At 66.1% G+C, this 12,567-nt stretch carries 13 protein-coding genes; 2 read left to right on the top strand and 11 right to left on the bottom strand.

The features are described from left to right. The first annotated feature begins 81 nt into the window (after positions 1-81). On the top strand, positions 82-1,200 hold the full coding sequence (locus MPZ60_RS02650) for an NADH:flavin oxidoreductase/NADH oxidase (RefSeq protein ID WP_034357151.1): 1,119 nt from the start codon (positions 82-84) through the stop codon (positions 1,198-1,200). A gap of 238 nt (positions 1,201-1,438) precedes the next feature. On the opposite strand, the gene MPZ60_RS02645 is transcribed toward MPZ60_RS02650, so the two are convergent. The 3 genes from MPZ60_RS02645 to MPZ60_RS02635 all read right to left on the bottom strand — a co-directional run bounded on the left by MPZ60_RS02645 (position 1,439) and on the right by MPZ60_RS02635 (position 4,231). Then, positions 1,439-2,362 carry an NAD(P)-dependent oxidoreductase gene (locus MPZ60_RS02645; RefSeq protein WP_034357148.1) on the bottom strand — a complete coding sequence of 308 codons (924 nt, stop codon included), beginning with the start codon at positions 2,360-2,362 and terminating at the stop codon, positions 1,439-1,441. Further along, positions 2,359-3,045: a diguanylate cyclase gene (locus MPZ60_RS02640; RefSeq protein WP_034357144.1), complete on the bottom strand. Its 687-nt coding sequence runs from the start codon at positions 3,043-3,045 to the stop codon at positions 2,359-2,361. Before MPZ60_RS02640 ends, MPZ60_RS02645 begins: the two co-directional genes overlap by 4 nt. Before the next feature lie 193 nt (positions 3,046-3,238). Further along, complete coding sequence (locus MPZ60_RS02635; RefSeq protein WP_034357142.1) at positions 3,239-4,231, bottom strand: tripartite tricarboxylate transporter substrate binding protein; 993 nt, start codon at positions 4,229-4,231, stop codon at positions 3,239-3,241. Positions 4,232-4,362: 131 nt separating this feature from the next. On the opposite strand from MPZ60_RS02635, the gene MPZ60_RS02630 reads away from it, so the two are divergent. Then, a complete protein-coding gene (locus tag MPZ60_RS02630; protein WP_034357140.1) occupies positions 4,363-5,121 on the top strand; it encodes an IclR family transcriptional regulator in 759 nt (252 codons plus the stop codon). 168 nt (positions 5,122-5,289) lie between these two features. Here MPZ60_RS02630 and MPZ60_RS02625 read toward each other — a convergent pair whose 3' ends face one another. The 8 genes from MPZ60_RS02625 to MPZ60_RS02590 form a co-directional block, all read right to left on the bottom strand. Then, positions 5,290-6,063, bottom strand: coding sequence for a glucose 1-dehydrogenase (locus MPZ60_RS02625; RefSeq protein WP_034357137.1), 774 nt, complete (start codon positions 6,061-6,063; stop codon positions 5,290-5,292). Between the two features lie 145 nt (positions 6,064-6,208). After that, positions 6,209-6,844 carry a 2-hydroxychromene-2-carboxylate isomerase gene (locus MPZ60_RS02620; protein WP_034357134.1) on the bottom strand — a complete coding sequence of 212 codons (636 nt, stop codon included), beginning with the start codon at positions 6,842-6,844 and terminating at the stop codon, positions 6,209-6,211. 22 nt (positions 6,845-6,866) lie between these two features. Next, positions 6,867-7,157, bottom strand: a complete 291-nt coding sequence (locus tag MPZ60_RS02615) for a DUF1289 domain-containing protein (protein ID WP_034357132.1) — start codon at positions 7,155-7,157, stop codon at positions 6,867-6,869. After that, positions 7,154-7,651 carry a YbaK/EbsC family protein gene (locus tag MPZ60_RS02610; RefSeq protein WP_003061666.1) on the bottom strand — a complete coding sequence of 166 codons (498 nt, stop codon included), beginning with the start codon at positions 7,649-7,651 and terminating at the stop codon, positions 7,154-7,156. Before MPZ60_RS02610 ends, MPZ60_RS02615 begins: the two co-directional genes overlap by 4 nt. A 46-nt stretch (positions 7,652-7,697) precedes the next feature. Continuing rightward, positions 7,698-8,240 (bottom strand): DUF2799 domain-containing protein, encoded by a 543-nt coding sequence (locus MPZ60_RS02605; RefSeq protein ID WP_242607093.1) that lies wholly within the window; start codon positions 8,238-8,240, stop codon positions 7,698-7,700. A gap of 57 nt (positions 8,241-8,297) precedes the next feature. After that, complete coding sequence (locus MPZ60_RS02600; protein ID WP_034357129.1) at positions 8,298-9,206, bottom strand: hydroxymethylglutaryl-CoA lyase; 909 nt, start codon at positions 9,204-9,206, stop codon at positions 8,298-8,300. A 167-nt stretch (positions 9,207-9,373) separates the two neighbouring features. Beyond that, entirely contained in the window at positions 9,374-10,297 is a 924-nt protein-coding gene (locus MPZ60_RS02595; protein ID WP_034357127.1) for a glyoxylate/hydroxypyruvate reductase A, read from the bottom strand. 178 nt (positions 10,298-10,475) lie between these two features. Then, entirely contained in the window at positions 10,476-12,512 is a 2,037-nt protein-coding gene (locus tag MPZ60_RS02590) for an acetyl/propionyl/methylcrotonyl-CoA carboxylase subunit alpha (RefSeq protein ID WP_034357124.1), read from the bottom strand. Between the last annotated feature and the right edge of the window lie 55 nt (positions 12,513-12,567).

The raw sequence follows: 12,567 nt of genomic DNA, 5'->3' as shown, positions 1-12,567 counted from the left end.
CGCCAGGCGCTATCAAACCTTTTGCATCCTGCATTGCCGCAGGACTGCTGGCTCATTCCATTCGCACCACCGATACTTCGCATGTCTGCACTCTTTACCCCTTTCACACTCAAAAGCCTGACCCTGCGCAACCGCATCGCCATTCCGCCGATGTGCCAGTACAGCGCCGTGGACGGTCTCACCAATGACTGGCACCAGGTCCACTACGCCTCCATGGCGCGCGGCGGCGCGGGGCTGGTGATCGTCGAAGCCACGGGCGTGTCGCCCGAAGGCCGCATCTCGCCCGACTGCACCGGCCTGTGGAATGACGGCCAGATCGACGGCATGTCGCGCATTGCCGCCGGCATCAAAGCCGCAGGCGCCGTGCCCGGCATCCAGATCGGCCATGCCGGACGCAAGGCCAGCGCCAACAATCCCTGGGAAGGCGACGACCATATTGCCGAAGGCGATGCCCGCGGCTGGCAGCCGATTGCGCCATCGGCAATCGCCTTTGGCGGCGGTCTGCCGCGTGTTCCTCGCGCCATGACGCTTGCGGACATCGCCCGCGTGCAGGACGACTTTGTAGCGGCGGCCCGCCGCGCGCTTGCGGCCGGCTTCGAATGGCTGGAGCTGCACTTTGCCCACGGCTATCTGGCCCAGAGCTTTTTCTCGCCCCACAGCAACCAGCGCGACGACGCCTATGGCGGCAGCTTCAGCAACCGCGCCCGCTTTCTGCTGGAGACCGTGGCCAAGGTGCGCGAGGTCTGGCCCGAGCATCTGCCGCTGACCGCGCGTTTCGGCGTCATCGAGTACGACGGCCGCGACGAAGAAACCCTGGAGGAATCGATTGCCGTGACGCGCCAGATGCGCGAGCGCGGCCTGGACCTGCTCAATGTCAGCGTCAACTTCGTGATTCCCGATGTGAAGATTCCCTGGGGAACGCCCGCCTTCCTCGCTCCCATCGCCCAGCGCGTGAGCCGCAGCGCCGGCCTGCCCGTGGCCTCAGGTTGGGGCATGGATGATCCACAGATTGCCGAGCGCATCGTGGCCGACGGCCAGGTCGATCTGGTGATGATCGGCCGCGCCCATCTGGCCAATCCGCACTACGCCTACCAGCTGGCGCAAAGCCTGGGCGTTGCCCGCCCCGACTGGACCCTGCCCGCGCCCTATGCCCACTGGCTGGAGCGCTATCGCGGCGCCGCCAAGCAGGCCGCAGCCTGAGAGCCGGCCGTCGCCCCTCCACGCGCCAAAGATATCGACCGCAAGGAGGCCGGGCTGCCTGCGCGTCTGCGCCATGCAGTCGGCGAAGGTTTTCACCGGCGGCCCGCCCCACGACCAGCACCGCAGAACTGGACGCCACCGCGCGCAAGGGCGGGAAAGAGCGCACCGCATCGATGCCTCGCCCGCCCGCAGCAAAGCCCGCAACCCGTCTCATCGGCCTTGCAAGGCAGGCGCCGGCTCAGGAGACGCTGGCGCGCTCCAGCACCGCCAGCACGTTGCGCGCCGCTCCCACTCCCATGTTCACATAGGCATCCGAGGTCACGCCGCCGATGTGCGGACTGAGGATGAAACCCGGCTGGTGCAGGAACGGGTGGCCAGCCGCCATGGGCTCAACGGCAAAGCTGTCCAGGCCTGCGGCGCTGACCTGGCCTTGCTGGACGGCGGCCAGCAGCGCGGCCTCGTCGATGAGACCGCCGCGCGCGGTGTTGACCACAATCACGCCGCGCCTGCAGCACGCCAGAGTTGCGGCGTTGAGCAGGTTGCGGTTGTCGTCGGTCAGCGGGCAGTGCAGCGAGATCGCATCGCTTTCGCGCCACAGCGTATCCAGCTCCACGGCCTGCACGTAGCCGGGCAGCTGGCCCGCAAAGGGATCGAAGCCGATCACGCGCATGCCCAGTGCATCGGCCATCTTCGCAAAGCGCAGGCCTATGGCACCCAGGCCGACCAGGCCCACGGTGCGCCCGGCCAGTTCCAGGCTTTTGTGCGTGGCCTTGTCCCAATGGCCGGAGTGCATGCGCGAGTCCAGCTGCACCACCGACTTGGCGCAGGCCAGCAGCAGGGCCAGGGCCTGTTCGGCCACGGCCGCCGCGTTGGCGCCGGCCGCCGCCACGACCTCGATGCCGCGCTGCGCGGCCTCGGCCTTGTCTATGGTGTCCGTGCCGCTGCCGTGCTTGGAAATCACCTTGAGCGAAGGTCCGGCATCCATGACTGCGGCCCCCACCTTGCCGTAGCGCACGATGATGGCGACGGGATCATGCCGGCGGCACAGGGCCACCAGGTCTTGCTCGGTGGGCGTCTTGCCCGCGTAGACTATGTCGTGGCCTTGCAGCAGATCCAGTGCCTGCTGCGCCAGGTCGGCGCCCGTGACGATGATGGTGCTCACAGCGTCTCTCCTTCCTTGAGCACGCCGGCCGCGCGCAGCGCGGCGGGCAGCCACTTCGAGGCCGTGTCGCCGCGGGCGATGGCCTCGATGCGCGCGGCCTCGTCGGCCACTTTCCTGTCGGCCAGCGCCAGCATGGCGGGCGCCTTGGCGCGCTCGATCACGACCACGCCGTCGGCGTCGCCCACCACCAGGTCGCCCGGGTTCACCATCGCACCGCCGCAGGAGATGGGGTGATTGATGCGACCGGGCACGAACTTGGTCGGACCTGCAGGATTGAAGCCGGCGCTGAACACCGCAAAGCCCAGCTCCAGCAGCTCCAGCTTGTCGCGGATCGCGCCATCCACGATCACGCCGCCAAGGCCTTTCTTCTTGCAGGCGCTGAGCATCAGCGTACCCATCAGGGCCGCAGTCTGGTCTCCCTTGCCGTCGATGACCAGGATATCGCCGGGCTTGGCCAGGGCGATGGCGGCGTGGATCATCAGGTTGTCTCCGGGGCGCACCTCGACAGTGAAGGCCGGGCCGGCGAGCTTCATGTCGTGGTGCACGGGCGCCACACGTGCGTTCATGGTGCCGCGGCGGCCTGCCACGTCGGCCAGGATGGCGGCCTGAAAGCTCGAGGCCTTCTGGACGACCTCGGCGCTAACGCGCTCGAAGTCACGGATGATTTCTGGAAGTTGGCTCATGATGGTTAGGTCCGCGGTTCGGTCCGGTTGCAGAGGTGAAAGTGAAGAAGGAGCAGGAGTGGCAGGGCGCACCGCGTCCTGCCCGCAAGGGCACATGCCAGGCATGTGCGCCAGACATATGCGCCAGGCATGGCGCGGCAGGTGTGCTCGGTGGGCGCTTTATCGGCGCGATGGCACGGTGGCCTGATCGGCCTCAGTCCAGGCTGGCGCCCGAGTCCTTGACGATGCGGCCCCAGCGCGGCACCTCGGTGCGCAGCAGCTGGGCGAAGGCCTTGGGCGTGCCGCCCAGCACGTCGCCGCCCTCGGAGCGCAGCTTCTCGGCCACATCGGCCTGCTTCAGGGCCCGGTTGATGGCCTTGTTGAGCTGCTGCACGATGGCCTCGGGCGTGCCCGCGGGCGCCAGCACGCCGTACCAGGAGCTGGCCTCGAAGTCCTTGTAGCCGAGCTCGGCCAGCGTGGGCGTGTCGGGCAACTGGCTGGAGCGCGCCAGCGAGGTCACGACAATGGGCCGCAGCTTGCCGTTGCGCACCTGGCCAAGCAGCGTGGGAATGGCGGACATGTACAGGTCGATCTGTCCGCCCACCAGGTCCGTCATGGCCTGGCCTGCTCCCTTGTAGGGCACATGGCGCAGGCTCATGCCCGAGATCTTCTGAGCCTGCTCGCCCGCCAGATGGGCCACTGTGCCGTTCCCCGAATAGCCCAGGGTGATGCCGTCGGGCCTGGCCTTGGCCGCCGTCACCAGATCGGCAAAGGTCTTGTAGGGCGTGTTGGCGGGAGCGGCCATGACGATGGGCGCCGAGGACACCAGGGCCACGGGCGCCAGGCTCTTGATCGGGTCGTAGGGCAGCTTGGCGTAGAGCCAGGGGTTGATGGCGAGATTGCTGGTCTGGCCCATGACCAGGGTGTAGCCATCGGGCGCGGCCTTGGCCGCGGCGTCCACGCCCAGGTTGCCGCCCGCGCCGGGGCGGTTGTCCACCACCACGCTCCACTTGTTCTGCTCGGCCATCTTCTGGGCCACGGTGCGCGCAATCATGTCCGTGCCGCCGCCAGGCGGGAACGGCACGATCAGGCGGATCGGCTTGGCCGGATAGGCGGGCTGCGCCAGCGCGCTGTCGAAGGGAGTGACTACAGCCACGAAGCCGAGCACGGCGGCATGCAGGGCGCGCGAAAGCGGGCGAAAGTTCATCTGTTGTCTCCTGTTGGTCGCTTTAAGCGTGTTCTGATGCGTGCGGCCGTAATCCCCGACCGCTGGAGGCGACTGTAGGCAAACGTTTCAACCCATACAATGCTGTTTCGCAGAATGAAACGCATTGCACCATGAGCAACCCCACCCAATCCGCACAGAAGTCCGGCGACGGCGTCATCGCCGTCACCCGCGCACTGCAGCTGCTCGAGGCCTTTGCGCTGGGCGAATCCCATCTTTCACTGGCCGAACTCAGCCGACGCTGCGGCCTGCACAAAACCACGGTGCTGCGGCTGGCGCGCACGCTGGCCCAGTCGGGCTACATGGTGCAGCGCGAGGGCGGGGAATGGCGGCTGGGCCCTTCCTCGGGCTGGCTGGGCGCGCGCTACCAGGCGGGCTTCGATGTGCAGAACGTACTGGAGCCCGCGCTGCGCGAGCTCACCCAACTCAGCGGCGAGAGCGCCGCCTTCTACGTGCGCGAGGGCCATGTGCGTACCTGCCTGGTACGCGTGGAAGGGCCGCAGGCCCTGCGCCACCATGCGCGCATGGGCGAGGGGTTGCCACTGGACAAAGGCTCGCCGGGCCGCGTCATCCTGGCGTTCTCGGGCGAGCCCGGCGCGATCTACGAGCAGATCCGCCAAAAGGGCTACCACTGCTCCATCGGCGAGCGCGAGCAAGGTGTGGCAACGGTTTCGGCGCCGGTGTTCGGCATGCACTGGCGGCTCATGGGATCGGTCTGCATCTCGGGCCCCGCATCGCGCCTGCCCGAGGCCAGGCTCGAAGCCCTGGCCCGGACCGTGATCGCCGCAGCCAACAAGCTGTCCTATGCGCTGGCCGGCAATTCCGCCACACCGGCCGCCAGCCCTGTGCGCGCCACGCAGTGGCATCCCTGAGCGCAGGGGAGCGGCCTCGAAAGGATCTATTTTTGTCGGAGTGATGATTCAAAAACAATAGCTTTTATCGCTTGCTGCAATTAAAACTCAGATACTTATTTATCTGATCTACTTATCCATCAAGCGGTAGAAGCTATCTTTTTATGCAATGGCTGCGCTCGGGCGAGCTCAGCGCGCCCAGGCGCAGCCGCCATCCACGACCAGGGTGGAGCCCACCACATAGTCGCCGGCGCGCGAGGCCAGGAAGATGGCGGCGCCGGCCATATCCTCGGGCTCGCCGATGCGGCCCAGGGGCACGCGCCCCGCGGCCTCGTCCGCATGGTCGCGCGCGTTCTTGTTCATCTCCGAGGCGAACGGGCCGGGCGCGATGGCGCTGACCACGATGCGCTCGGGCGCCAGGCGCAGGGCCATGCGCTTGGTCAGGTGGATCAGGCCGGCCTTGCTGGCCGCGTAGGAGTAGGTCTCCCAGGGGTTGACCGAGACGCCGTCGATGGAGGCAATGTTGATGACCTTGGCCAGCTGCGCGCCCGCGGCCGACTTGCGCAGCATGGGCGTGAGCGCCTGGGTCAGGAAGAAGGGCGACTTCATGTTCAGGTCCACGACCTTGTCCCAGCCGCTTTCGGGAAATTCGTCATAGGGCGCGCCCCAGGCCGCGCCCGCGTTGTTGACTAGGATGCCCAGCTGATCTTCGTGCGCCGCATAGGCATCGACCAGCGACTTCACGCCGTCCATGGTGGACACGTCGGCAGGCAGCGAAACGCAGTGGCCCAGCTCCGACAGTTCGCGCGCCGTCTGGTCGCAGGCCTCGGCCTTGCGCGCCGAGATGTACACGCGCGCGCCCTGGCGCACAAAGCCTTCGGCGATCATGCGGCCGATACCGCGCGAACCACCGGTGACAAGAGCCGTGCGGCCCTTGAGCGAAAACATCTGCTGGGTATCCATGGTGCGGTCTCCTTGATGGTCTTGAAAACCGCACCAGCTTATGCAAGGCCCACCACGCCCGGCGTCGCCTAGGCGCCATGGCCGATGCCAAAGAGAAAGCACCGTCCTGCGTGTCGATCCCGGCTCCGGCCCCACACCTGCCGCCCTACTCCAGCCCCCAGGGCACGCCGGCCGCGGCCTCCCACTGCTGCGCAAACCACTCATCGCCACGCAGATAGGCCTGCAGCATGGGCAGGCCGTCCAGGCCCCAGAATACATGGCCGTCCACCACCCAGGCCGGCACGCCGAATACGCCGGCCTGCTGCGCCTGCTCCGTATTGCTGCGCAGCCATTGCTTGACCTCGGCACTGTCCTCTTCCTGGCGCAGCTGCTCCTTCAACTGCTCGCGCAGCTGCTGCAGGCGCTGCGCATCATTGGCTTCATGGCCGCCCTGCCAGACATGCTGCATCACCGCCTGCGCCACAAAGCGGTTGATGCTGCCGTCACGCCCATGTGCCAGCGCCAGCCGCAGCAGCGGCAGCGGCTTGAACGGATGCCGGGCCGGCATCTGCAGAGGTATGCCCAGCGACCGGCCAAGCCATGTGACATGGCGGTAGGTCCAGGTGCGCTTGGCAGGGATGCCGGCCGGTCCGGGGTTGGCATTGCCTTGCAGCAAAGCACCCAGCAGCACCGGGCGGTAATCCACGTGATAGCTGAGCCCTTGCAGCGCCTTGGGCATTTGCTCCAGCGCCAGCCATGCATAGGGCGACACAAAGTCCAGATAACAGGTGATGTGCTTCATGTCGGCTCTCCTCAAAGGGTGATCAGATCTCGGCTTTGCGCGGGTCCTCGAGGCCGGCGCGCTGCAGCAGTTGGCCCCAGATCTGCAGACGCAGCTCGGCATCGCCCTTGGACCAGGCGCGAATCTCGTCAATGGTTCTGAAGCAGCCCTGGCAATGGCTGCGGTCCACCGTCATGCGACAGACGTTGATGCAGGGAGAAGCCACGGGCTGGTCGGCCTCTGCCCAGACCAGGGCCACCTCGGCCTTGGCGGCAAGTTGTGCCAGTTGCTGTGCCTGCTGTGCCTGCTGCTCCTGAAGAAGTTCCGTGCTCATGCCTGCTCCACCACGTCCGACCAGGGGGCTGCGGTCAGCGCCTGCAGCTGCGCGGGCGATGCGGGAAACACGCCGTGAGGATGGCCTGCTGCGGCCCACACCGTCTCGAAACGCTGCAATTCGGCATCCATCAAGGTGACGACCTTGGTTGCATGAGCCACGGGGCTGACGCCGCCAATCGAGAAACCCGTGCTGGACTTGACGAAATCCGCATCGGCGCGACCGACCTTGCCCACCAGCTGCGTCACTTTCTTTTCATCGACACGCCTGTCGCCCGAGGCCACGACCAGCACGGCCGCGCCATCGCTCCTGCGCTTGAAGATGATGCTCTTGGCCACCTGCCCGACCAGAATGCTGAGCTGATCGGCGGCCTCCTGGGCGGTACGCGCCGCGCCGTCCAGCATCTGCGGCGCATGCGGATGACCGGCATCCTGCAAAAAGCGGCTGACGCGCTGCACGCCTTCCGGCAGCGCATGAAGTTCTGACCCACACATGATGTTTTCCTGAAAATCGCGCCGCCATCCGGCAACGTCACGGCCCCTACTGTGCCAGCTTGAGCCTGAGCTGCACCAGCTCCAGCTGCAAATCACGCAGGTCTTTCTGGACATAGGCGATATGTCCGGCACTGTTCTTGGCGTCACGCGCCTCGCGCAGCTCTTTTTTCTTGGCCTCGATGCGGCGCTCCAGCTCAAGCACCGACTGTCTGTCCTGATAGCGGTCGCGCGCCGGCGCATAGCCTTGCAGAAACGCCGCCTCCAGCGGTGCCGGGCAATAGCCCGGCTGAAACTTCCTGCCGGCTTCCGCATAGGCCTTGCCGCTTTCCAGGGTGCAGAAATCCTGCAGGCCGCGCAGCCAGCCCTGCTGATAGGCCCGTGCATCCATCTGCACGCCCTGGTCCTTGCAGGCCTTGAAATGCCGTCTGGCGCGGGTGGACAGGTCCAGCCTGCCGTCCATGGCATCGAGCTGGCCCAGATAGGCCCAGTCCGTGTCCCTGCACTCCTGGGCATCCATACCGGCGCAGCCGCCCAGCAGCGCAGCTGCCGCCAGACACAGGGCCAGCGAAAAACGTGATCTTGCTTGCATGGCGGCGATGGTAACAACGCCCATGCCTGCCCGGGCCGTTCCAAGTCGGGCTTGGCCTCAGCCCGCGCGCTTGGTCAGCAAGGCCTTGGCCACGCGCGACTGCGTGGGGCGGCCCAGGTGCTCGCTGATGAACTGGCCCGCATCGATCAGCTTGTCGAGGTCGATGCCGGTCTCTATGCCCATGCCCTGCAGCAGATAGACCACGTCTTCGGTGGCCACATTGCCCGTGGCGCCCTTGGCATAGGGACAGCCGCCAAGGCCAGCGACCGATGACTGGAAGTTCCAGACCCCCAGGTCCAGCGCCGCCAGCGTGTTGCTCAGGGCCTGGCCGTAGGTATCGTGGAAATGGCCGGACACCTGGTCGATATCGAAGTGCGCCAGCGTGGCTTCCAGCGCTTTTTGCACCTTGACGGGCGTGCCCACGCCGATGGTGTCGGCCACATCCACGCGCTGCACGCCGATGTTCTTCATGAGCCCGGCCAGATAGCCCACCTTCTCGGGCGCGATCTCGCCCTCGTAGGGGCAGCCCACGGTGCAGCTCATGGCGCCGCGCACGGCAATGCCGGCCTCCAGGGCCGCCTGCACCACAGGCGCAAAGCGCTCGATGCTCTCGGCAATCGAGCAGTTGATGTTGCGCTGGCTGAAAGCTTCGCTGGCCGCACCGAACACCACGATCTCGTCGGGCTTGCCGGCCAGCGCGGCCTCGAAGCCCTTGAGATTCGGCGTGAGCACCGAATACCGCACCCCGCCTCGGCGCGCTATGCCAGCCATGACTTCGGCGTTGTCCGCCATCTGCGGCACCCATTTGGGCGACACATAGCTGGTGACCTCGATCTCCTTGAGGCCTGCATCCTGCAGGCGCTGCACTAGCTCGATCTTGACGGCGGCAGGCACAGGCTGCTTTTCGTTCTGCAGGCCGTCTCGCGGGCCCACATCGATGATCTTGACGCGTGCGGGGTATTTCATTTCGTTCTCCTATCTCTTCATTACCTGAACCACTGAACAATCCCCCGTCGCAAGAGACGCCCAGCAAGGGCCTGGGCGGCCCCGCCGCCCCGCAGCGTTGGCGTCGTCCCCCTTCCGCAGAGAAAGGGGGAAGCCGCGGAGCCGCCTAGGCGCAACGGCTCAGGGGGTTAATACCCTTTTCTCAGATCGACCCGACCTGTGACGGGCTCGCCCCGGCTCATGGCGGCGACCTTGCCCACGATCTGGGCAATGCTGTCCGCGGCCAGCGTGCGGGCCGAGGTATGGGGGGTGAGGATGATTCTGGACTGCTTCCAGAACGGGTGATTCTCGGGCAGCGGCTCCTCGCGGAACACATCCAGCATGGCGCCGCTGACATGGCCGGACTCGATCTGCGCAATCAGGTCGGCATCGACCACATGGCCGCCGCGCCCCACGTTGATCACATAGGCACCGGGCTGCAGCAGCGCCAGCGTGCGGGCGTTGATGATGTCGCGGGTCTCGTCGTGCAGGGGCAGCAGATTGACCAGAATGCGCGTCTCGGACAGAAACCGGTCCAGGCTGTCCATGCCGCTGAAGCATTCAACGCCCTGCAGCTCGCGCGGCGAGCGGCTCCAGCCATTGACCTTGAAATCGAACACCGTCAGCGCCCTGGCCACGCGCTCGCCCATCTTGCCCAGGCCCATCACGCCCACGGGATAGTCCACCCGCCTGGGGTTGCGCTGGTGCTGCCACAGGCCTTGCGCCATATCGGACTCGTACTGATCGAGGCCGCGAAAGAAGCGGATCACGGCCTGGGCCACATACTCGGCCATCTGCACGGCCATGCCCGCATCTTCGAGGCGGTAGACGGGCAGCTCGGCGGGAATGCGCAGCGGCAGCAAGGCATCCACGCCCGCGCCGATGTTGAACATGGCCTTCAGTCCGGCCGCCTGCTCGTCGAGGAACTGCTGGGGCGGCGCCCAGACCAGCGCATAGTCGGCCTGGGGCGCGCCCGACTCCCAGATGGCAATCTCCGCGCCCGGCAGCGCGTCGTGCAAACCTTTGAGCCAGGGCTCCGGCCGCGTATCGTCACAGCAAAATAAGACTTTCATAGATGCGAAGCCTAACGCTTTGGCATTCCTGCTGCAGACGCAGATGGCCAATGGACTGCTATCAAAAAAGAAGCTTCTTGCGCTTTACCTGTCTTGATTTCATCGTCGAAAGTGACTGAATTCATGGATAGTCCAGCGCAAGCTGCTCTTTTTGTTAAACAGTTCAACCCTGGCCGGATCAGGCTGCCACCTCGATGCGCAGCAGCTCGGCGCCTTCGCTGACCTGGTCGCCGGGCACATACAGCAGCTCCAGCACCACGCCATCGCCAGGGGCGGCAATCGTGTGCTCCATCTTCATGGCCTCCATCACGGCCAGCGGCTGGCCCTTGCTGACCTTGTCGCCGGCCTTGACCGTGAAAGACACCACCTTACCCGGCATGGGCGCCGTCAGGCGGCCGCCTTCATGGCCGGTATCGCCGGCGTGGGCCAGCTGGTCGACCACGGTGATCTGGGTGCTGCCCGCCTCGGTGAAGATGGACAGCTGGTCGCCCTGGGCATGGACCACAACCACCGTGCGCTTGCCGTCCAGGCCCAGCTCCAGCCGCCCGTCGGCCAGTGCGCGCCACTGCAGCGCGGCATCGCTGCGGCCTTCGCCCTCGCCAATGCCGAGCTGATAGGTCTGCGCCGCCTGCGTGCCGCGGCCATAGGCCAGGCCGGCCGTGAAGTCCTCGCCGCGGTAGGCAAAGCCGAAGGAGCGCACATAGCGGCCCGACATGCGCCAGCCGTCGCGGCGGCTGAAGGGGTCTGCGCCTTGCGCGGCCTGCTCGCCCTGCAGCTGCCAGGCCATGGCAGCGGCGACGGCCAGGTCGCGGCCCACGAAATCCTTGCCGAACAAGGCCTCGCGCTCGCGCTCGATCAGAGCGGTATCGAGCAGGGCATTGGAGAACGCCTGGCTCTTCACCACCTGGCGCAGAAACTGCACATTGGTCGTCAGGCCCACGATATGGGTCTGGGCCAGCGCCGCGTCCAGACGCGCCAGCGCCTGAGCACGGTCCTCGCCATGGACGATGAGCTTGGCGATCATGGAGTCGTAGAAGGGGCTGATCGCATCGCCCTCGCGCACGCCGTCGTCCACGCGCACATCGCTGACCTCGAAGCTGCTGCATTCGGGCTTGCGATAGACGGCCAGATGACCGGTGGCGGGCAGGAAGTTATTCTCTGGGTTCTCGGCGCAGATGCGTGCTTCGATGGCATGCCCCAGGATACGAAGCTCCGACTGCGCCTTGGGCAAAGGCTGTCCCGAAGCCACCAGCAGCTGCCACCGCACCAGATCCTCGCCGGTGATGGCTTCGGTCACGGGGTGCTCCACCTGCAGCCGGGTGTTCATTTCCATGAAGTAGAACTTCATGGCTTCGGGCTGGTCGTAGCCACCGGGCTGCTCGACGATGAACTCCACCGTGCCCGCGCCCACATAGTTCACGGCCTTGGCGGCGGCCACGGCGGCCTCGCCCATCTTCTGGCGCAGCGCGGCAGTCATGCCGGGCGCCGGCGCTTCCTCAAGCACCTTCTGGTGACGACGCTGCACCGAGCAGTCGCGCTCGAACAGATAGACGCAGTTGCCCTGCGTATCACCAAACACCTGGATCTCGATATGGCGCGGACGCAGCACGTATTTCTCGATCAGCACGGCATCGTTGCCGAAGCTGTTGATGGCCTCGCGCTTGCAGGACTCCAGCGAAGCCGCGAAGTCCTCGCTCTTTTCCACCAGACGCATGCCCTTGCCGCCACCGCCCGCGCTGGCCTTGATGAGCACGGGATAGCCGATGCGGTCGGCCTCGCGTTGCAGCAGTTCGGGGTTCTGGTCGTGACCGTGATAGCCGGGCACCAGCGGCACGCCGGCTTTTTCCATCAGCTGCTTGGACTCGGCCTTGAGGCCCATGGCGCGGATCGCGCTGGCGGGCGGGCCGATGAAGACCAGACCGGCCGCTGCGCAGGCATTGGCAAAGTCTTCGTTCTCGGAGAGAAAGCCATAGCCGGGGTGAATGGCTTCGGCACCCGTGGCCTGGGCCGCCTCCAGAATGCGCTCCCAGCGCAGATAGCTGTCCTTGGGGGCGCTGCCGCCGATGTGCACGGCCTCGTCGCAGGCCGCGACATGCTTGGCCCGGGCATCGGCATCCGAATACACAGCCACGGTCTTCACACCCATGCGACGGGCGGTGGCGGCTACGCGGCAGGCGATTTCACCTCTATTCGCAATCAGAATTTTCTTGAACATATCGTCTCCGGTTATCGGTCAAATCACCACTCAGCGCATATCCATCAAACGCAAG

Source organism: Comamonas sp. 7D-2 (assembly GCF_022749555.1).
Taxonomy (GTDB): Bacteria; Pseudomonadota; Gammaproteobacteria; order Burkholderiales; family Burkholderiaceae_C; genus Comamonas; species Comamonas thiooxydans.
Note: the sequence above shows the minus strand (reverse complement) of the source record. Positions and strands in the feature narration are given on the sequence as shown.